This is a genomic window from Halanaeroarchaeum sp. HSR-CO, assembly GCF_024972755.1.
Classification (GTDB): Archaea; Halobacteriota; Halobacteria; order Halobacteriales; family Halobacteriaceae; genus Halanaeroarchaeum.
This window is the reverse complement of the sequence record NZ_CP087724.1, coordinates 826,700-846,244: the sequence shown is the minus strand read 5'-3', so window position 1 is coordinate 846,244 and position 19,545 is coordinate 826,700. Positions and strand designations below refer to the sequence as shown.

At 64.4% G+C, this 19,545-nt stretch carries 18 protein-coding genes and 1 tRNA gene; 10 read left to right on the top strand and 9 right to left on the bottom strand.

The genetic code is table 11. The features are described from left to right. The first annotated feature begins 53 nt into the window (after nt 1-53). Entirely contained in the window at nt 54-1,226 is a 1,173-nt protein-coding gene (locus HSRCO_RS04350) for a pyridoxamine 5'-phosphate oxidase family protein (protein WP_259519191.1), read from the top strand. A gap of 285 nt (nt 1,227-1,511) precedes the next feature. Here HSRCO_RS04350 and HSRCO_RS04345 read toward each other — a convergent pair. Then, nucleotides 1,512-1,585 (bottom strand) — tRNA-Tyr (locus HSRCO_RS04345). A gap of 117 nt (nt 1,586-1,702) precedes the next feature. On the opposite strand from HSRCO_RS04345, the gene HSRCO_RS04340 reads away from it, so the two are divergent. From HSRCO_RS04340 to ftsZ, 3 genes are all read left to right on the top strand, one after another. Further along, nucleotides 1,703-2,248, top strand: a complete 546-nt coding sequence (locus tag HSRCO_RS04340) for a double zinc ribbon domain-containing protein (protein ID WP_259519190.1) — start codon at nt 1,703-1,705, stop codon at nt 2,246-2,248. Between the two features lie 176 nt (nt 2,249-2,424). Next, entirely contained in the window at nt 2,425-2,595 is a 171-nt protein-coding gene (locus HSRCO_RS04335) for a ribbon-helix-helix domain-containing protein (protein ID WP_259519189.1), read from the top strand. 2 nt (nt 2,596-2,597) lie between these two features. Beyond that, nucleotides 2,598-3,779 (top strand): cell division protein FtsZ, encoded by a 1,182-nt coding sequence (ftsZ, locus tag HSRCO_RS04330; protein WP_259519188.1) that lies wholly within the window; start codon nt 2,598-2,600, stop codon nt 3,777-3,779. A 6-nt stretch (nt 3,780-3,785) separates the two neighbouring features. Here ftsZ and HSRCO_RS04325 read toward each other — a convergent pair whose 3' ends face one another. From HSRCO_RS04325 to HSRCO_RS04310, 4 genes are read right to left on the bottom strand one after another with little or no spacing between them, the layout of a single operon-like run. Continuing rightward, nucleotides 3,786-4,751 (bottom strand): tRNA 2-thiolation protein NcsA, encoded by a 966-nt coding sequence (locus tag HSRCO_RS04325; RefSeq protein ID WP_259519187.1) that lies wholly within the window; start codon nt 4,749-4,751, stop codon nt 3,786-3,788. Between the two features lie 56 nt (nt 4,752-4,807). Continuing rightward, the gene (locus HSRCO_RS04320; RefSeq protein WP_259519186.1) at nt 4,808-5,602 is read right to left on the bottom strand and encodes a methyltransferase domain-containing protein; all 795 of its coding nucleotides are present in this window, start codon (nt 5,600-5,602) and stop codon (nt 4,808-4,810) included. A 38-nt stretch (nt 5,603-5,640) separates the two neighbouring features. Then, complete coding sequence (locus HSRCO_RS04315) at nt 5,641-6,471, bottom strand: deoxyribonuclease IV (RefSeq protein WP_259519185.1); 831 nt, start codon at nt 6,469-6,471, stop codon at nt 5,641-5,643. 60 nt (nt 6,472-6,531) lie between these two features. Then, entirely contained in the window at nt 6,532-7,341 is an 810-nt protein-coding gene (locus HSRCO_RS04310) for a biotin/lipoate A/B protein ligase family protein (protein ID WP_259519184.1), read from the bottom strand. Nucleotides 7,342-7,596: 255 nt separating this feature from the next. Here HSRCO_RS04310 and HSRCO_RS04305 point away from each other — a divergent pair, with 255 nt between their 5' ends. Next, nucleotides 7,597-8,499 carry a serine/threonine-protein kinase RIO2 gene (locus tag HSRCO_RS04305; RefSeq protein WP_259519183.1) on the top strand — a complete coding sequence of 301 codons (903 nt, stop codon included), beginning with the start codon at nt 7,597-7,599 and terminating at the stop codon, nt 8,497-8,499. A gap of 91 nt (nt 8,500-8,590) precedes the next feature. Next, nucleotides 8,591-9,805 (top strand): PLP-dependent aspartate aminotransferase family protein, encoded by a 1,215-nt coding sequence (locus HSRCO_RS04300; RefSeq protein WP_259519182.1) that lies wholly within the window; start codon nt 8,591-8,593, stop codon nt 9,803-9,805. A 199-nt stretch (nt 9,806-10,004) separates the two neighbouring features. Here the strand turns inward: HSRCO_RS04300 and HSRCO_RS04295 are convergent, their stop codons facing one another. The 4 genes from HSRCO_RS04295 to HSRCO_RS04280 form a co-directional block, all read right to left on the bottom strand. Next, nucleotides 10,005-12,302, bottom strand: a complete 2,298-nt coding sequence (locus HSRCO_RS04295) for a cation-translocating P-type ATPase (RefSeq protein WP_259519181.1) — start codon at nt 12,300-12,302, stop codon at nt 10,005-10,007. A 93-nt stretch (nt 12,303-12,395) separates the two neighbouring features. Beyond that, a complete protein-coding gene (locus HSRCO_RS04290) occupies nt 12,396-13,130 on the bottom strand; it encodes a helix-turn-helix domain-containing protein (protein WP_259519180.1) in 735 nt (244 codons plus the stop codon). Nucleotides 13,131-13,223: 93 nt separating this feature from the next. Then, entirely contained in the window at nt 13,224-14,288 is a 1,065-nt protein-coding gene (locus HSRCO_RS04285; RefSeq protein WP_259519179.1) for a CNNM domain-containing protein, read from the bottom strand. 79 nt (nt 14,289-14,367) lie between these two features. Next, complete coding sequence (locus HSRCO_RS04280) at nt 14,368-16,002, bottom strand: TrkA family potassium uptake protein (RefSeq protein WP_259519178.1); 1,635 nt, start codon at nt 16,000-16,002, stop codon at nt 14,368-14,370. 156 nt (nt 16,003-16,158) lie between these two features. Here HSRCO_RS04280 and HSRCO_RS04275 point away from each other — a divergent pair, with 156 nt between their 5' ends. The 4 genes from HSRCO_RS04275 to HSRCO_RS04260 all read left to right on the top strand — a co-directional run bounded on the left by HSRCO_RS04275 (nt 16,159) and on the right by HSRCO_RS04260 (nt 19,529). Then, a complete protein-coding gene (locus HSRCO_RS04275) occupies nt 16,159-17,199 on the top strand; it encodes a restriction endonuclease (protein ID WP_259519177.1) in 1,041 nt (346 codons plus the stop codon). A 149-nt stretch (nt 17,200-17,348) separates the two neighbouring features. After that, nucleotides 17,349-17,936, top strand: coding sequence for a 50S ribosomal protein L15e (locus tag HSRCO_RS04270; protein ID WP_259519176.1), 588 nt, complete (start codon nt 17,349-17,351; stop codon nt 17,934-17,936). 123 nt (nt 17,937-18,059) lie between these two features. Beyond that, nucleotides 18,060-19,157 (top strand): hypothetical protein, encoded by a 1,098-nt coding sequence (locus tag HSRCO_RS04265; RefSeq protein WP_259519175.1) that lies wholly within the window; start codon nt 18,060-18,062, stop codon nt 19,155-19,157. Between the two features lie 48 nt (nt 19,158-19,205). Beyond that, on the top strand, nt 19,206-19,529 hold the full coding sequence (locus HSRCO_RS04260) for a ferredoxin family protein (RefSeq protein WP_259519174.1): 324 nt from the start codon (nt 19,206-19,208) through the stop codon (nt 19,527-19,529). Nucleotides 19,530-19,545 lie beyond the last annotated feature (16 nt).

Genomic DNA, 19,545 nt, shown 5'->3' with positions numbered 1-19,545 from the left:
GACCCCTCAATGGGACAATCAGTATTTAACTGCTAGTTGGACCATTGCAGTGTATGACGTCACCGATTGCTGGTGAGCACAGAGTGGTCGGCCCGCAACTATACCTGGAAGCGGACCGAGTCGACGCCTCGATCTGCCCGATCCTCTTTCACGAGGAGAGTACCACCGACTACCGGGTGCTACAGTTGACCTCTGCCGGACGGTTCGAATCACTGCAGGAAGCCCTCCAGGCGCAGCTCGAACGGGTACACGACCCCTCGGAGGCGGCGGTCATCATGCTCACTCCGAACGCCGATCGGGAGATGGCCATGGGAACCGTCGGCGGGTCGACGTCGCTGTACGGGCTCAAAGTAGATCCACAGGACCTGACCGGGATCTCGATCGCCTTCTCCAGGATCCTCGACGAGTGGAGCGAGGTGACGGGGCCGCTGCGCATCTGTCTCCGTGGCGGGGAGTCGTTGTTCGCGTACCACAGCGGCGACCTGATCTACCGCTTTCTCAACACCGTCCTCGCCACGCTGCAGGGGGCAGGTGCCGACGTCCACATGCATCTTCAGCCCTCGGTCACCGAGCAACGAACGCTCACGATGCTGGAATCGCTGTTCGATAGCGTCGCCGAGCCGGACGATCCGAGACCAGGCGAAGCAAGCCCACCGCGACCAGAAGACGACGGGCCGGGCACGGGGGAGGGCGACGGGCCAGCGCCGTCGACGCCACCGGCGGCCGATCCGCAGTCGACCCCGCTCGACGAATCCGACGTGAGTACTGCGGACGACGACAGATCGGCCTCGGCGACGCTGATGACGGACGAGGAGATCGACGCCTTCCTGGCATCGAACGGCCACGGCATCCTCGCTCTAGACGGTGCGACGCCCTACGCGATTCCGCAGTCCTACGGATACGACACGACTGACCGCCTGGCGTACTTCCAACTCGGCTTGTACGACGGGAGTGAGAAGAAGCGCCGACTGGCCGACTCGACGACCGTCTCACTCGTGGTCATGCGGTACGCGGGGCCTGATCAGTGGCGGAGCGTCATCGTCGACGGCCACCTGACGCGGATCGACCGAGACGATGCGATCGACCGAGGGGCGCTCGAAGCGTTCCACGCGGCCGAACTCGCCTCCGTGGACGTCTTCGCTCGCGATCCCGACGTTGCGACCTTCGAATGGTTCGTCCTGGAACCGACTGCGTTCAGCGGGCGTAAGAGCGCCGGGTCGCTGTGACCACGGCAGTCGTCACGGGGCCGTCGACGGGTGCAGCGACGTCGATTCCGTCGCTTGTTCGGCAACCGGGCCTCCGTAGAACGGATCGCCCCACGGGGGTTCGCCTGCCCCGGTTCGTTTCGCGCCAGACGACCTCGCTCACTTCGTTCGCTCGGCTGCGACTGGCTGACTCAAATCGGCTCGGTTGGATTTTTGACGGCTCACTTCGCTCGCAGCAAATTGCTCACGGCTCCCTACGTTCGCCGTTCGCACAAAACAGAGACCTCACTCCGTTCGGTCTCGCAGTCCGCCCTCCCCGATTTGAACGGGGGACAAGTCGATCTACAGTCGACTGCTCTACCAGTCTGAGCTAAGGGCGGGTGTTTACTCGTAGCCCGTCGGTCGAATTTAAGGATTGCCATTCGGAGCGACAGACGGCCGTCAGACATCGGGGGAGAGTTGAAATAGGAGGCCGTCACAGTATCATTCGATAGCGCATGAGCAAGATCACGTTCCGAGCGGACGACGATCTCGTCGATGCTGTCGAGGCGCTCGATAGATCGAAAAGCGAAATCATGCGCGATGCCCTCCGAACGTACCTCGAATCCGATGCCAGGCCCGAAACCGTCGGTCGCCGGCCAGTCGAACAATCCCTCGACGAGATGATCTCCCGTCGAGTGGACGAGGTGCTCTCGGACCGACTGGAAGCAGACACCGACCGTGGATCCGACGTAAACGTGACCATCGAGGTCGACGGCGCCGAGGCCGCGAGAGCAACGACCGACCACGCTGGAGAGCGGGGCACGGGGTCGTCGGCTGCGCCGTCCGACGTCGACGAAGGCCGTCGGACAGACGCCATCGGTCGGCGCACCTGTGCCCAGTGCGGGACCACGCTCGAGGCCGACCACGTGTACTGCCCGAACTGCGGCGACCACGCTGCCCAGGCGTTCCACTGCGAATGTGGTGAACAACTCCAACCAGACTGGTCGTTCTGCCCCGACTGTGGACGCCGGACCGCATCGGCCGAGTTCCTCGAACGGTAATCCTCCGTTTACACTCGCCGAAAGTTATTTACCCTGCCCAGTAATTGGTACGTATACGTAAGACGGTCGTCTTACAGATAAAACGGCGGTAGCGGGCCTCTCCGGCCTGCTCCCAACCGTTGTAAGACGGCTGCGGGAAGGAATAAGGCCGTCTTACGGGATCAGGGGAATACAATATGGAGCGTGTGACACTCCGAATTCCGGCACAGCAGATCGAGGAAGTGGAACAGATGGTCGAGCGGGGGAAGTATCCCAACCGTAGCGAAGCCATCCGGTCCGCCGTCCGCGAGATGCTGGACGAACAGCAAGAACAGACCACCACCAGTCGAAACTGGGCCAAGGTGTAAGCATGCAGGATATCGTTCAAGACGCACTCGACAACGCCGAAGAAGAACAGCAGAACAGAGCCGACTCGTCGGACGCAGACGAGTTCGGAGATCCACGTATCGTCATCGTTGGGGCCGGGGGCGCCGGCAACAACACCATCAACCGGCTCTACAACATCGGCGTCGAGGGCGCTGACACCATCGCCATCAACACCGACAAACAGCACCTCAAGATGATCGAGGCCGATACCAAGATCCTCGTCGGCAAGTCGCTGACGAACGGTCTCGGTGCTGGTGGCGACCCCAGCATGGGCGAACGCGCCACCGAGATGGCCCAGGGGACCATCAAGGAGGTTCTCGGAGACGCGGACCTCGTGTTCGTGACTGCGGGCATGGGTGGCGGAACCGGCACCGGTGCCGCACCCGTCGTCTCGAAGATCGCCAAAGAGCAGGGTGCCATCGTGGTCGGCATGGTCTCCACGCCGTTCAACGTCGAACGCGCGCGGACGGTCAAAGCCGAAGAGGGCCTGGAGAAACTCCGCGACCGCGCGGACTCCATCATCGTCCTCGACAACAACCGCTTGCTCGATTACGTCCCGAACCTGCCCATCGGCAAGGCCTTCTCGGTGATGGACCAGATCATCGCCGAGACGGTCAAGGGCATCTCGGAGACCATCACCCAGCCGTCGCTCATCAACCTGGACTACGCCGACATGACCGCCATCATGAACCAGGGCGGCGTCGCGGTGATGCTCGTCGGCGAGACCCAGGACAAGAACAAAACCGAGGAAGTGGTGAAAGACGCGATGAACCACCCACTCCTCGACGTGGACTACCGTGGGGCCTCGGGTGGGCTCGTCCACATCACTGGCGGTCCGGACCTCACACTCAAGGAGGCGGAAGGCATCGCGGACAACATCACCGAACGTCTCGACGCCTCCGCGAACGTCATCTGGGGCGCCCGAATCCAGGACAACTACAAGGGGAAGGTTCGAGTGATGGCCATCATGACCGGCGTCCAGAGTGCCCAGGTCCTCGGCCCGTCGACCCAGAAACAGGCGGACAAGTCGCGCCAGGAACTGCAGGACGTCGAAGGCTCGGCCGAACCACCAACGTCGAACACTGGCTCGAATAGCTGGTCGGCCACCTCCGACGGTGGACAGGACGAGGTCGAGAAACAGAACGGCCTCGACGTCATCCGATAACCGCGGCTATTCGGTTCCGACGGCGTCTAGAAGCTGACATTTTCTGCATCGATCGCCAGTGGTGGGGGCCCCACACGTCGAACACGAAACCAGTTCCGGCGTCTTTTCCCCTCGATACCGTTCGGCGGCCATCTTCGCGAGCTCCTCGTAGCCGGCCAGTATCGAGTGGCGGGTTCCCGGATGAGCGTCCTCCAGAGACAACAACAGGTCCTGTATCTCGCCGCGAAACGACTCCTCGGCGTGCGGACATTCGGCGATGTGGGACGGAACGTCGAAGAGATGAGCGTACAACGCGACCTCTTTTTCCGGCACGTCCCGGAGCGGTTTGGCTCGTGGGACGAATGCTGGTTCCGCCTGGCGCTCGGGGAACGGACCGAGGCTCGCGTCGAAGTGCTTGGCCATCTGAGAGACGTCGCCTTCCAGGACGTTCATCAGGGCCGTCTCGGCCTCGTCGTCGAGATTGTGCCCGGTGAGCAGGATATCTGCGTCGAGGTCGTCGGCGTACTTCGAGAGGACGTCTCGTCGGAAGACCCCGCAGTACGCACACGGGGCCATGCCGAGTGGATCTTCCGCTGCAACCTCGTCCATACGGACGCCGTATTCGGCCTCGTACTCGACCGTGACGTGTTCCACGTCGAGGTCCGCCACGAGTTCGCGGGCCGCCTCGAGGCTCTCGTCGCGGTACTCCTCGATCCCTTCGTGGATCGACAGTGCCACCAGTTCGACGCGGGGGTCCGATTCGAAGGTCTCTGCGAGGATCTGCGCGAGGACGGTGCTGTCTTTGCCCCCCGAGAGACCGATGACCCACGTTACCGGATCGGCTGGTGTGGCCGACGCCGGTAACAGGTCGTCCTCCCGGACACGTTTACGGACGCGACGCTCGACCGACTCGCGAAAGTGCGTTTCACAGAGGTGCGTCCCGGAGTAGGCCGCGTGCATGACGGCCGGCTGGTCGCACTTCGTACACTCCATCGCCACTCCGTAGTCGGTGACGTCCTTTCACCGTTTCGTCACCGGAACCGCCCGGTTCACGGGACTCGGCCGACGGTCACGAAGAAGGGGACGACGGACTCGCGCTCGTACTCGCCCGCCGCCATCTGTTCGACGACGGCCCGGCCCATCGCCTGCCAATCGTCCTGCAGTGCGTCGACCTCGGCCTGGGTGAGTCCGCCTGACCGGAGTGTCCGCCGTTGCTCGTCGATCCGGGTGCCGCGAGCCTTTCGCTTCGCGGATTCGACGTCGGCCGCGGAGTAGGGGGGCTGGACGGCCCGCCTCAGCGGGTGTCGAATCGTCTCCACGGATTCCAGTCCCACGGTCCGAAATCGGTCCGAGACGGCCGGTCCCAGGCTCACGTCGGTCTCGACGCCCCGGATGTACTGACTCCGGGCGCGGTCGGCGAGTCGCGCCTCGCTATCGACCGTCGATTCGATGCGTACCTGGCTGTTGTCCGGTTCGATGGCCGCGACCAGATCACCGGAGACGCGGGCGAACTCCCGGACGGCCGCCAGTGGGTCGGGGAGGTTGATCAACAGCGCCTGGCAGACCACGAGATCGAACGCATCGTCTGCGAACGGTAATCTGACGGCGTCACCCTGGACCAGTTCGTCGGCTCCTTCCGCGTGCTCCAGGAGCGCTCTGTCCGCGTCGATACCGACGACGGTCGCAGCGGATTCCTCCTGGAGGACGCGACTCAGTTCGCCGGTCCCACAGCCGACGTCGAGGATCCGGTCGTGGGATGACAACTCGAGGGGCGCCAGGGATTCACGGTCCTCCCAGAGGCCGCGTCGCGTATCACGGAGGTATTCGGGTGAGAACCGGCGCACACGGATCGGTACGCACGGTGTTCAAAAAAGCGACTCGGTCACTCGGCGCGAAGCGTTCGGGCTCGGTCGACGTTCCAGGCGTAGCTACGCCCGTCCTCCGTCGGCGTCTCAAGGACGAACGGGAGATCGCGGAGCGCCTCGTGGGTGACGATCGCCTCGATCCCTTCGTCGCCGATCTCACCCTCGCCGAGATGGGCGTGTTCGTCCTTGTGCGTCCCGTGTTCGTGCTTGGAGTCGTTGAGGTGGACACACGCGAGGGCGTCGAGGCCGACCGTGTCCGCGAACGCCTCCATCGCCGTTTCGACCGCCGCCCTCGAGGAGAGGTCGTACCCAGCAGCGAAGGCGTGAGCCGTGTCGAGACACACGCCGAGGTCCTGGTCGGAGCGTTCGAGGACGGCAGCGAGTTCCGCGAAATCCCCGCCGAGTTTGGTCCCACTTCCCGCATCGCTCTCGACGAGGACGGTCACGCCGTCCGGGACGTCGAGTTCGTCGAGGGCACTGGCGGCGTTGTCGAGGCCCGCCTCGACGCCGGCGCCGGTATGCGCCCCGAGATGGACGTTTACGTACTCGACGCCCAGTTGCTCGGCGGCGTCGACCTCCTGTTGCATACTCTCGATCGATTTCTCCCGGAGGTCCGGCTTCGGTGTCGCGAGGTTCACGAGATACGACGCGTGGATCACCCACGGCCCATCGAGGTCGTTTGCCGTTCCCTCCCGGAACGTCGACGCTTTCTCCTCGTCGATGTTCGGTTCCTGCCACACCTGTGGGGAGTGGGTGAAGATCTGTCCGCAGTTTCCGCCGACGTCGAGTTGTCGCGTTACGGCGTTGTCGACGCCGCCGGCGACCGAGACGTGTGCACCGATTCGCATTATCGTATCACAGGTGGGTCCCCGAAAAAGAGCCGTCGGTCCCGGCGAACGGGACCCGGTTCAGTTCGTCGGATCGATGCGATCCCGATTCCACACCGACGATCCATACTTCTGTTCGGCGAGTGCGGTGGCCGCCTCGATCTCCTCGTCGGTCCACGCCCCCTCGTTCGCATCCGCCCAGGCCTCCAGCGCCGACTCGAGCGCCTCGACGGCCGCCGGCCGGTCGATCCCAGCCGTCTCCCCGATGGACGTAATACGCTCTCGAAACGTGGCTTCGTCGACGGGGATGTCCGTAAACACGCCCCGGTGGCGGTCCGGGTCGAGCGCATACGAGAGCGACCCGTGCTGGATGACCGCGTCGCGCTGGCGGTACTGGGCGTTACCGGCGATCTTCCGGCCGTCGACGACGACGTCGTGGGCGGGATGCAGTTCACGGAGGTAACAGGCCGGTTCGTAGAGGGCCGGTCGTTCCGACGAGACGTAGGTGGCCGGAACGTCCATCCGGTCGAAAGCGTCGAAGACGGGTTTCATCAAGATCTCGTAACTCTCCATCAGGTCGCCTGGCAGTTCCTCTGCCGGGGCGACGATGGAATACGAGATATCGCCGTATGCGTCGTGGTAGATGCCACCCCCGCCGGTCTGCCGACGGGTGACGGAGATTCCCTCGCGATCGCAACGACCCCAGTCGACGGTCGCCGGTTCCTGACGATAGCCGAGCGAGAGCGTGCTCGGCGACCAGGAGTACACGCGGACGGTCCGCGGCCCGCCGGCTCCGGCGGTCCGGGCGGCGATCTCGTCGAGTGCCATCTGCATCGGCCCCGACCGTCGCTCCTCGCGAATGAGTCGCCAGTCCCGGTCCTGCAGGTCCATACGGGCCGAAGGCGTGCCGACGGGAAACAGATTACGTTCGAGGCGGGGTCGTATCGTGGTGTTCTTTTAAGTATGTCTCTATCGATCGACCCGACGGAGTCTGTCGGTTTTGGCCAATAGATTTATTAATAGTAAAACCCAGCCGCGAGCGGAAAAATTGCTATCGCGATATGCAGTTTACTATATAAATAACGGCCAGATACGACCATCGCCTGGGCGGGGCCCTTTTGTTCGCTGCGCGTCTACCGCCGCCAGATGGCGAAAACCGTCGCCGAACAGATGGTCGAACTCGAACCCGAGGACTTCCACCTCCTCTCGGGCGTCGAGCACGGGATGCGATTCTCGAAGTGGGTGAGCCAGGAGAAACTCCCCGATTTCTCGGGGCTCTCCGCCGAGGAGGTCGACTACCGAATGAATCGGATGCTCGACCGCGAGTTTTTGGAGCGAAAGACCATCCAGTACGTCGGCGTCCGCCTCACCTTCGACGGGTACGACGCGCTCGCACTCCGAACGTTCGCCGAACGCGACTCCATCGAGGGATTCGGGGCCCCGCTCGGCGTCGGCAAGGAGAGCGACGTCTTCGAAGTCAAGTCCTACAAACCACTCGCGCTGAAATTTCACCGGGAGGGGCACACCAACTTTCGCGAGGTCCACCGAGAACGGGATTACACCGCCGAGAAAGAACACACCTCCTGGCAGTATACCGCCAGGAAAGCAGCCGAGCGGGAGTACGACGCCCTCGAGACGCTGTATCCCGCAGTCCGAGTCCCCAGACCGATCGACCAGAACCGCCACGCGATCATCATGGAGAAAGTAGACGGCGTCGAACTCTCACGGGCGAAACTCGCCCCCGAACAGGCGGTCGGCGTGCTGAATCTGGTCCTCGACGAGCTCGCGACGGCGTATCGAGCGGGGTTCGTTCACGCGGACGTGAGCGAGTACAACGTGTTCGTGAACGAAACGGGCATCACCCTCTTCGACTGGCCCCAGGCCGTCCCAACCGACCACGAGAACGCGCGAGATCTCCTCAAGCGAGACGTCGAGAACATCGTCCGGTACTTCGCACGCAAGTACCCCAGTGAGACCCCCGATCCGTCGTTACCGGCCCTCGCCGACGCGATTGCGACCGACGATTTCACGTCCGTATCCTCGTATTGAACGGCGATATTTCTCGGCGTGCATAATTATTCTGCGAGATATTACTGTAGAATGACAACGTATTAGCCGAGGAAGTTTGTCTTTGTTAATTATGGACGATCCCGACGACCGACGGTTCGAGACGCTCGCTGTGAGTTACGGAGAGCACGCCACGCCGGAGGACGGCCCCGGAGACGTCGTCTCTCCGATACACCTCTCCTCGACGTACGCGCTCCCTGGACTCGACACGGACCTCAGCCTCGAGGACGTCGATCCGGACCGGGGAGAGTTCGTTTACTCCCGTCTCTCGAATCCGACACGCCATGCCCTGGAACGACGACTCGCTGCGCTCGAAGGGGGCGAGACAGCGTTCGCGTTCGGATCCGGTACGGCGGCCATCGCGAGTGCGGTATTGTCGGTGGCCGAACCTGGCGATCACGTCGTCGCATTCGACGACCTCTACGCGGGGACCAGACGCATGTTCGAGGGATTGATCGCCGACCAGTTGCACGTGGACGTCGAATTCGTCGATGCCACCGAGACGGACGCCGTCGCCGAAGCGGTCAGCGCGGAGACGGCCCTCGTCTGGATGGAGACGCCGACCAATCCCCTGATGGGATTGTGCGACATCGAGGCCATCGCCGACATCAGCGAGGATAACGGAGCGATCTTTGGGGTCGACAACACGTTCGCCAGTCCTGCCGTCCAGCGCCCCCTGGAACTCGGCGCTGACGTGGTGGTGCACAGTACGACGAAGTACCTGAACGGCCACAGCGATTCGGTGGGTGGCGCGCTCATCACGGACGATCCGGTCGTGGCGGAGGCCGTCGGGTTCAACCAGCAAATCGCACTGGGGAACATGCTCGCCCCGTTCGACAGCTATCTGCTCCTGCGGGGGCTGAAGACCCTCCCGCTCAGAATGGAGCGCCACCAGTCGAACGCCCGAACTATCGCCGAATACCTCGACGACCACCCCCGGGTCCAGGACGTCCATTACCCCGGTCTGGAGAGTCACCCGCAGTACGACCTCGCCCAACGGCAGATGAACGGCGGCGGGGGCATCCTCTCGTTCGAACTGGCAGGCGAGATGGCCGACGCGAAAGCGTTCCTCGAGGGGCTGGATGAGTTCACGCTCGCGGTGAGTCTCGGCGGTGTCGAGAGCCTCATCGAGGTGCCCGCAGCGATGACCCACGAGCCGATTCCCAGAGAAGAGCGCCTGAAGATCGGGATATCGGACACATTGATCCGTGTCTCCGTCGGCATCGAGCACGTCGACGACCTCCTCGCCGACCTCGACCGCGGGTTCGCGGCCATGGCCGAGGAGTAGGACGAGGGATTTTCGGTCGATCTCCGCCGCGATTGCCATCCTACCACCGATAGCGAACCGTTCGATACCGACGTTATATACCATATATCGCTATAGCAAATGGGGTGCTGCCCCGGAAGGGCGGCGCCGGCCAACCGTAACGGAGATAGCGCGGGCTCTCCCGTAGCCATCGTCGAAAAACCGTAGTCGACCCGAGCGACTAGTCGGAGAATCGCTCCGGACGCACCCGCGACAGGCGCATCGCGTTCCCGGTGACGCCCAGACTCATTCCCATGTCGCCCACGACGACCGCGAGCGCGACGCTCACGTACCCGAAAGGCACGCCGACCGCCAACAGAGCCTTCACGCCGAGACTCGACCAGATGTTCTGTCGAATCACGCCGTTTGCGGTGTGCGACAGCGAGTAGAGGTACGGAAGCTTGCCGAGATCGTCGGTCATCAGTGCGATGTCCGCCGTCTCGAGTGCGGTGTCGGTCCCCGCAGCCCCCATCGCGACGCCGACGTCGGCGGTCGCCAGTGCGGGTGCGTCGTTGATGCCGTCCCCGACCATCGCCACCTCGCCGTAGTCCGCCTGCAACGACTCGACGGCCGCGACCTTCTCGTCGGGGAGGAGTTCCGCTCGGAACGCGTCGACACCGACCTCGTCGGCGATGGCCCTGGCAGTCCCCTCGTTGTCGCCGGTCAGCATCACCACGTGTTCGATTCCCAGTTCGTGCAGTCGGGCGACAGCGCGGCGAGCGACCGGTCGGACCTCGTCGGCGATCCCGATCGCCCCTACCAGCGTCGAGGCGGTACCGACGAGGACCACCGTCTTCCCCGCGGCTTCGAGTTCCTCGAGCGTTTCCATCGGATCCTCGACCGTGGATCCTGCGGTGATCGCGCCGCCATCGGTCGCTCTGTGCGGACCCAAGAACTCGAAACCGAGTTCCTCGAACAACGCTGGCGTCCCTGCATAGTACGTCTCCCCGTCGATATCGGCGCGGACGCCCTTCCCAGGTAGCGTCTCGAAGGCCGTGGGAGTCGGGACCTCGGAAGCATCGACGCCACCGAATCGGTCGAGGATGGCCGCCGCGATGGGATGTTCGCTCCGACGTTCGAGGGCGGCGGCGTGCCCGATGACCGCCTGTTCGTCGTTGTCCCCAAAGGGAACGACGTCCGTGACGGCCAGTTCGCCCCTGGTAAGCGTCCCGGTTTTGTCGAAGGCGACGACGTCGACTGCACCCATCGCCTCGAGATGGTTGCCACCCTTGATCAGGACCCCGTTCCTCGCGGCGCTCGTGATGCCCGAGACCACCGAGACCGGTGTCGAGATGACGAACGCACACGGGCACGCGATGACCAGCAGGGTGAGACCGCGGATGAACCAGATCTGCCAGTGAAGACCGAGGACAAGCGGGGGCAGGGCGGCGGTCAGGATGGCCAGTACCACGACCGTTGGCGTGTAGTAGCCAGCGAAACGGTCGACGAACTGTTCTCGTTCCGTCTTCTTCTCGCGAGCCCCCTGAACCATCGCGATGATGTGAGCCAGCGTCGAATCACCCGCCTTCGACGTGACCGAGACCTCGACGTACCCCTCCTCGTTGATGCTTCCAGCGTACACATCGTCGCCGGACGATTTGTCGACGGGGACACTCTCACCAGTGATCGGTGACTCGTCGACGGCGCTCTCTCCCTCGACGACCACGCCATCGAGTGGTACTTTCTCTCCCGGTCGCACGACGACCGTCTCACCGACGGCGACGTCCTCGGCGGGGACAGTCACCTCCGTCCCGTTCCGACGGACCGTCGCCTCCTGCGGCGAGAGTTCCATCAGTTCGCGGAGCGAATCGCGGGCCCGGTCCATGGCGTAGTCCTCGAGGAGCTCAGCGATGCTGAACAGGACGGCGAGGGTCGCGGCCTCGACGAAGAAGCCAATAGCCGACGCCGCGATGATAGCCGTCCCCATCAGGAGGTCGATGTCCAGGCTCAGGTTCCGCGCCGAGTAGTAGCCACTCCGGACGACCGGTGCCCCGCTGATGACGATAGCCACGAGGAACGACCCATCGGCGACGGTCACGGGATAGCTCAGGACGCTCGCCACGACCACGTTCTGGCCAGCGAGGACGAACTCGACGAGCAAGCCGAGGGTGAGGAAGACCGCACCGATCCACGTCTTGATCGCCCGAGGACTGGACCAGACCGCAGCGGACGGTGCAATAGCCACCTCGGTGGCATCGCCTCCATCATCGTCGTCACGGCCAACGACATCGTATCCCGCACCCTCGATGGCAGCGACGACGGCAGCCTCGTCGATGCGGTCCGGGTCGTACATGACCGCCGCCGTGCCAGTCGTCGGCTGGAGGGTGACCTCGTGGATGCCGTCGCGTCGCTTCAGGCTCTTGTCCACCTTCTTCGCACAGGACGGACAGTCCATCTCCGGCACGGTGAGGCTGACAGAGAGCGATCGCTTCCGACCGCTTTCGCGGTGCCGGCCCATCGCGTTCTCGTCGTCGCTCATCGCGTAGGCGTAGGCCACTCGACTGGTTAAGCCTTGGTTGGAATATTCCAACTTGGGATCCACACGACAAGCGAGGCGGTATCACCGACCCGCTCAGGTGGGGACGTTCGGGCGCTCCCGTGAGACGTACGCTTTCGCCAGATACTCCTCGGCGCGGCGGAGACGGTAGGTTAACGTCGACCGGGGGACGTCGAGGTGTGTCGCCAGTTCAGCGACGTCGACCCGGCGAGGTGACTCGTAGTAGCCGTGCTCGACGGCGGCGTCGAGGGCGGCCGCCTGCGCGGCTGGCAGCGACTCCCCCGCACCATCGAGACCCTGTGAGCCGGCTGTGTCCGTGGACCTGAGCAACTCGAGGCGAGCGCAATTACCGATCGCAGTCTCCAGTTCGTCGAAGAAGGCGGCCACGTCACCCTCCCCAGGGTGGATGATACGCCATGTGTAATGACCGCCCTCGTTACGGGTGTCGAACAGCAGCCCCTCCCCGAGATGTTCGCGTGCGAGATGGGGAACGGAGACGCAGGCGGGCGTGCGTTCCCAGTACGAGTAGAGGACGAGCGTGTCGGCCGAGCGGTCGACGACCTCCGTGGTCTGTGTGGCACCGCAATCGTCGGTAGCCAAGCAGTCGGCGTCGTAGTCGCTCTCGAGGAATGCCACCTCGAGAGCGTCGAGTGCATCGGCTGATCCGGTGGCGTGATCGACCCGCCAGAGACGGTCCGCAGTCGCGTGCAGGGAGAGCGAGCGGATCCGCGCGTCCGGATGCGCAGCGAGGGTGTCCGCCACCCGGTTACAGCCCGGCTCGTAGGCGAGGGCGAAGACGAGTTCCCGCATGGATCGTGGTAGGGCCTGCGAACGCAAAACGCTGCCCACGAGACGACGGCACCGCCCGCCCCATGGCGGAAAAACCCCACCAGTCGACGCTCCCTAGTCCCCGAGTCGATGGTCGAGCGGGTCTTCGAGTTGGCCCATGACCGCCTCCAGAGCGTCGGTCGCCGTGAAGAGTCCGACGACCTGACCGTCGCGAACGACCAGCGCGAGCTCCTGGCCCTCGGCCTGGAACTGATCGTAGGCGTCGCTGACGTCGGTGTCGGCCGAGAGCGTCATCGGTGGGGCGGCGACGTCGGCGAAGGTCGTCTCACCGGCGAGAAGGGGTTCGTAATGGTCGATGATGGACGGGGCGTAGACGATTCCCTCGAAGTCCGTCAGTTCGTCGCCGACGAGTGGGAATCTGGTGTGGGGCGTGTGTTCGATCCGTTCTAGATTCTCCTCGACGGATGCCGTCGTCGAGAGGGCGACGATCTGGTCGGCCGGAACCATCAATTCGGCGACCGGGAGTTCGCCGACGTCGAGGGCATTGAGTACCTCGGTACGACGTTCCTCGGGAAGTTCACCAGCCTCGAGCACCGATCCGAGACGGTTGCGAAGTTCCGCCCGACTCTCCAGGGCATCCGTCTCCGTCTCGAGCCAGGCGCCGGTCATCTCGATACCGAACAGCCGGAGTGTCGCCTTGGCGATCCAGTCGCCCAGCGTGATGAGTGGCGAGAGCACCCAGTTGAACCAGTACAGCGGTCTCGCACCGTATCGGCTCACCAGCCGCGAGCGCTCGACGCCGAGGTAGGTCGGGGTCTGTTCCCCGTGGGTGAGGTGCAAGAGATTGATGATGAGGAACGCGAGGAGTGAACCCGCCCCGAGGGAGGCGAGCGGGGTCGCGGTGAAGTATGGCTCGAACAGGGCGGCGAGTGCTGGTTCGGCAACGATGCCGACGGCGATGGACGAGGCGGTGATGCCGACCTGACAGGTCGTGAGGTAGATCTCCAGGTCCTGGGTCATCTCCCAGGCGCGTTCGAGGCCGGGTGACCCGTCGAGGAACTCCTCCTTCGAGAACTGACGGGCCCGGGTGAGTGCGAACTCGATGGCCACGAAGAAGCCGTTGGCGAGGATGAGGAGGACGCCACCGACCAACCGGATAGAGACTTCCAGCGGGGTCATCTCGACTAGCCTGTGACACCGACGCGGGATAAAAGGTCCACGATGGCGTCGCGGGTACCGGCGAAAAGTGGCCGTCGAATCAGCCAAGGAGTTCGTTGAACCGTCGGATTCCCTCCCCCGTGCCGGCGATTATCAGTTCGTCACCGACCTGGAGTCGGACGTCCGGCCCGACGTCAGTGAGGACCGCTCCCTCCCGGTCGATGCCGATGATGGTACACCCCGTCTGCGAGCGGACCCGCGCATCCCCGATCGTCCTGCCGACGAGCGAGGGTGCACTCGTGCGGACCACCTCGACCTGTTTGTCGTACGCGAGGACGTCGCCGTCCTCCACGATGGTGCCGGCGATCATCCGCCCGCTCACCGTGGCGAGTGAGGAGACGTAATCCGCTCCTGCCCGGTAGAGTTTCGTGACGTTCCTGCTCTCGTCGGCCCTGGCGATAATCTCCGTCGCCGGAAACTCCTCTCGAATGACGAGGGTCGCGAACTCGGTGGTCGTGTCGTCGGGGAACGCGAGGATGACAGACCGCGCCGTCTCGCAACCAGCCTCGTGGAGGGTGTCGACGTCGGTCGCGTCACCGACGACGTCGACGCCGTCGTGCGCTTCCCGGTCGACGACGGTGCAGGGGAGCCCCTCCTCTTTGAGGACAGTGGTGATCGTTCGCCCGACCTGGCCGTACCCGATGACGACGGTATCGCCAGGCTGGTACGGCCGCATCTCGGACAGGGTCCGTTCTTTGAGGTGTTCGAGTGCCTTCTCGTGACCGGTGACGAGGAGCACGGTTCCGTTCGTGATGGTCGCGTCCGGCGGTGGTGGGCTCTCGAAGGTGCCTCGAAACCAGGCACCGATGACGTTGACGCCGGTGCTCTCCCGGATGCCACTCCCCGCGAGCGTCTCGCCAACCAGCGGGCTGCCTCGATGAACCGGCAGTTCGGCGATCTCGAAATCCGCACCGATCTCGATGCCGCTGTCCAGATCCGAGGAGACCGAGGCCGTCACTCGCGAAGCGAGACTTCGACCGAGGAGCGGTCGGGGCGAGAGGACGTCATTGGCCCCCGCGAGACGGTGGTAGTTCGCGTGCTCTGGATCTTCGAGGATGCTGACGATGTGGACGTCCTCGTCGACCTCGCGGGCGGTGAGGACGATGCTCGTGTCCACGCGATCCGAGAGGTCCGCGACCAGCGCCCGTGCCGACCCGAGCCGAGCGCCCTCGAGGGCCGCAGCCGATTCCGGATCGCCGTACACGACGTCGTACCCCTGCTCCAGGAGATCGACGGCCTGGTCGCGGTCGGGTTCGACGATGACGTACTGGACGGCCCTCGATTCGAGTTCGTCGATCAGGGGTTCGGCACGCGGTGTGTACATACAGATCACCACGTGGTCGGTGAGGTCGTCGTCGACTGACCGGGGGACCGTCGTGGAGAGGGCATCCTGGAGGAGGGGGAACACGAGAACGGGGAAGGCGAGGAAGATGAGCGCGACCCCCGTGAGGTCCATCACGATGACGAACAGGTTCATCACATGCGAAGACCAGGGCGCATCGGAGCCGAATCCCGTCGTAGTGAACGTCTCCACGACGATCTGCAGGGAGTGAAGAAAGCCATCGGACCCGCCCTCGTAGACGATCATCCCGACGTGGTAGAAGACGGCAAAGCCGAACATGATCGCGAGCAGCGCGGCCGAATACAGCAACGTTCGGCGCTTCCACTTGTCCATGGCTGGTGATGTATCGTGACCCCTATAAACAACCATCACACCCGGACGGCCGGGACAGGCCCAATGGTTTATTACCGGGAGCAAACACAGATACGCAACGCAACGATGTACGGGCCCGGACATCCCCGACCGCACTGTCGATGGGGGGGCTAAGCTGTGTTCGACGCCATGGACGACCGGGGATTCGTCGAGTTCCTCTCGGAGGTCTGGGAGCAACGCGGCTGGAACACCGGCGTCGCGGAAGAGGACCCGGGCCAGTTCATGATCACCGGCGACAAGGGGAGCGGCGAGCGTGGACTCATGCTCGTCGTCCCGGCCGAGGACGAGACCGTCGCTGGCAAACCCGTTCAGTCGCTGGTCGGCATCTGCGACGCCAAGAACGTCGACGTCGGGGTCGTCGCGACGCGTGGCGAGTTCAGCGACGATGCCGAGCGGATCGCAACGGCGAACGACGTCCACCTGCTCGATACCACAGCACTCGAAGCGACGGTGGCCGAGGAAGGACTCGAAGACCTCGTCGAGGAGTTCTCGACGCAGTCGGACTCCCTGATCGAGCGACTCCCGATCCCCTCGGCCGTCCCGGCGGTCTTGCGCCACCCCTCTCCCCCACCGATCCCCACGCGAGCGCTCACCGTCCTCCTGATCGTCGTCGGTGTCGTCGCCGTCGGGATAGTCGGCGCCCAATCGATGGGGGTCGGTCTCGGCCCGCTCGGGTCGATCGGTGCAGTCCCGGCAGACGCGCTGGGCCTGGGGGGAGGCGGTAGCGGCGACGACTTCACGGTGACCGCCGTCTCGCTCGCCGGGACCGGCGACGACGCCGTGGCGGTGGCCTGGAACGCAGAGACGCGGTCATCACTGACCACCGCCAACGAGACGAAGTACGAGGCGCCGAAGGGGTCGCAGTTCGTCGTGGTTCACATGCGTCTGACCAATCACGGCGAGACGGCGAAACCGTTCGGGGCCGAGATGGTCGGGTTCGCCGCGAACGACACCATCCGAAGCCCGCGCGAACTCGCGGATACCGACGACGGCTTCCCGATCCTGCTCAAACCGGACCAGTCGGAGACGGTGTGGGTCGTCTTCACCGTCGAGGACGACGAACGTTCGGGCACGCTGCTCGGGCTCGCGACCGACGACACCCCACCGCTGCGCTTCGAGCACGATCCGTCGGTCGAGTCGGAGCTCGCCGACGAGTGACCGCATTCCGAAGTCCTTTTACTCGAACCGCCCCGATTCGTTCGTATCTCGCTGGTGAGCGGGCTCCAGCGGGCCCCCGATACAGATCGGGACGGGATGTGATCCGCCACGTGCGGATTGAACCACCAAACGCCCGCGAGCAAACAACCATGGCACGGAGCTTCTACTCCCACATCAAAGACGCCTGGAAGAACCCGGGCGACGGGAAACTCGCAGAGCTGCAGTGGCAACGGAAACAGGAGTGGCGACAGGAAGGTGCAATCGAACGCATCGAGCGCCCCACCCGCCTCGACGCGGCCCGCGAACTGGGCTACAAGGCGAAACAGGGCGTCGTCGTCGCTCGCGTCAGCGTCCGCAAGGGGACGGCCCGCCAGTCCCGGCACAAGGCCGGCCGGCGCTCGAAGCGACAGGGCGTCAACCGCATCGGCCGCAAGAAGAACCTTCAGCGCATCGCCGAAGAGCGCGCGACGCGAAAGTTCCGCAACCTCCGCGTGCTCAACTCCTACTGGGTCGGCGAAGACGGCAGCCAGAAGTGGTTCGAAGTGATCCTCCTCGATCCGAATCATCCGGCCATCCAGAACGACGACGACCTCAACTGGATCTGTGACGACGCCCACGACGGGCGTGCCCTTCGCGGCCTGACGAAGGCGGGTGACCGTGGCCGTGGCCTCCGCAAGCGCGGCACGGGCACCGAGCGGGTCCGTCCGAGCACTGGCGCGGGCAAGCGCCGCGAATAACCGGCCCGGCCGAACCGGCCGAAGTTCCGCTCTGTCAGTCGACTACCGATGGACGGCGGGCGTTCATGTCGGTTAGCAGTCAATTGTGAGAGTTTATCAACCAGATACCCAATATATACGGGTATGGCTGACGGCCAATTGCCGACTGCGTCCGTCGACGAAGCGACGCTTGCATCGGCGGTCCGGGATGCGGGGGTGGCGGGTGCCGGTGGAGCCGGATTTCCCGCGTACGCGAAGTGGGAACGCGTCGACGAGGTAGACGCCCTCCTCATCAACCACCAGGAGAGCGAGCCCAATTTCGTCAAAGACCGGTATCTGGGCCGCGAGCACGCGGGAGAGCTCTCGGCCATCATCGACTGGCTCCTGGAGGAGTTCCTCGACCTGGTCGTCGTCGGGACCAAAGAATCCTACCGGGGCGTGTGGCTCGGGTCACTCGAGGAGCGTACCGACGCGACGGTGTACACGCCCGCGGACCTCCCACTCGATCCGGCGGCCGAATCAGGCGTCGTCATCGCGTGTACGGACGACCGGTACGAGTTCGGCATGGAGAGTGTCCTCCTGCGGATGGTGGCCGACGTCACCATCGGCAAAGACCTCCCGCTCGATCATGGCTGGATCGTCCAGAACACCGAGTCGCTGTACAACATCTATCGTGCGCTGGCCCACGACGAACCCGTCACCCGGAAGTACGTCCACGTCGACGGCGACACCCCACGCCATCGATTCCTCGACGTCCCGGTTGGGACCCCAGCGACGACGTTGCTCGCGGAGGCGGGTCGTCCAGGCGGCCCCGGTGACGGCGAGGTCCTGGCGGACGGCGGGCCGGGCTGGAGTTTCGAGATAGAACGGCGGCCGGATCGGTTCGGTACCCGAAAGCGGACGAACTGTCTCCTCATCATCGACCACGAACTGGCAGCACAGAACACCCTCGGCGGTGGCCGTATCAACATCCTCGGACCGGCGGCCTGGAAGGGCCGGGAGTTCGAGACGGAGCCGGTCCGGGTGGAGCCACCGTACGTCAGGGTCCCCCTCATCACGAACGAGGCTCTCGAGGGCGTCGTCGAGCGGAGCCAGGCCACCGTCTCGCCGGGCGACGAGGTCGAACGTGGCGACGTCATCGCCGAGCCTGGCCCCGGGGGAATCAGCACTACCCAACACGCGTCGGTCGACGGTGTCGTGACGGCCGTGACGGAGGGGCACGTGACCATCGAGCGGACCTGACAGGTGCTGACAGCTATTTAGGGCCAGCGCTCGTTATACCGACAATTCATGGGAATCGACCCGAACTTCCATCACGCCCGGACGGTCGTCGATCAACACGAGGGACACGACGTGTGGGGACCCGTCGACGAGCCGGAACGGCTGGGGATCCACGGGACCCACGTCGCCGTCGACTTCGACGAGTGCATCGCCGATGGTGCCTGCGTCGAGGACTGCCCCGTCGACGTCTTCGACTGGGTCGAGACGCCCGACCATCCAGCCAGCACGCGGAAGGCCGACCCGGCGCGACAGCCAGACTGCATCGACTGCATGCTCTGTGTCGACGTCTGTCCGGTCGACGCCATCGACGTCGACGCGAGCCGCGGAGAGTGAGCGGCGCCGAACCGCG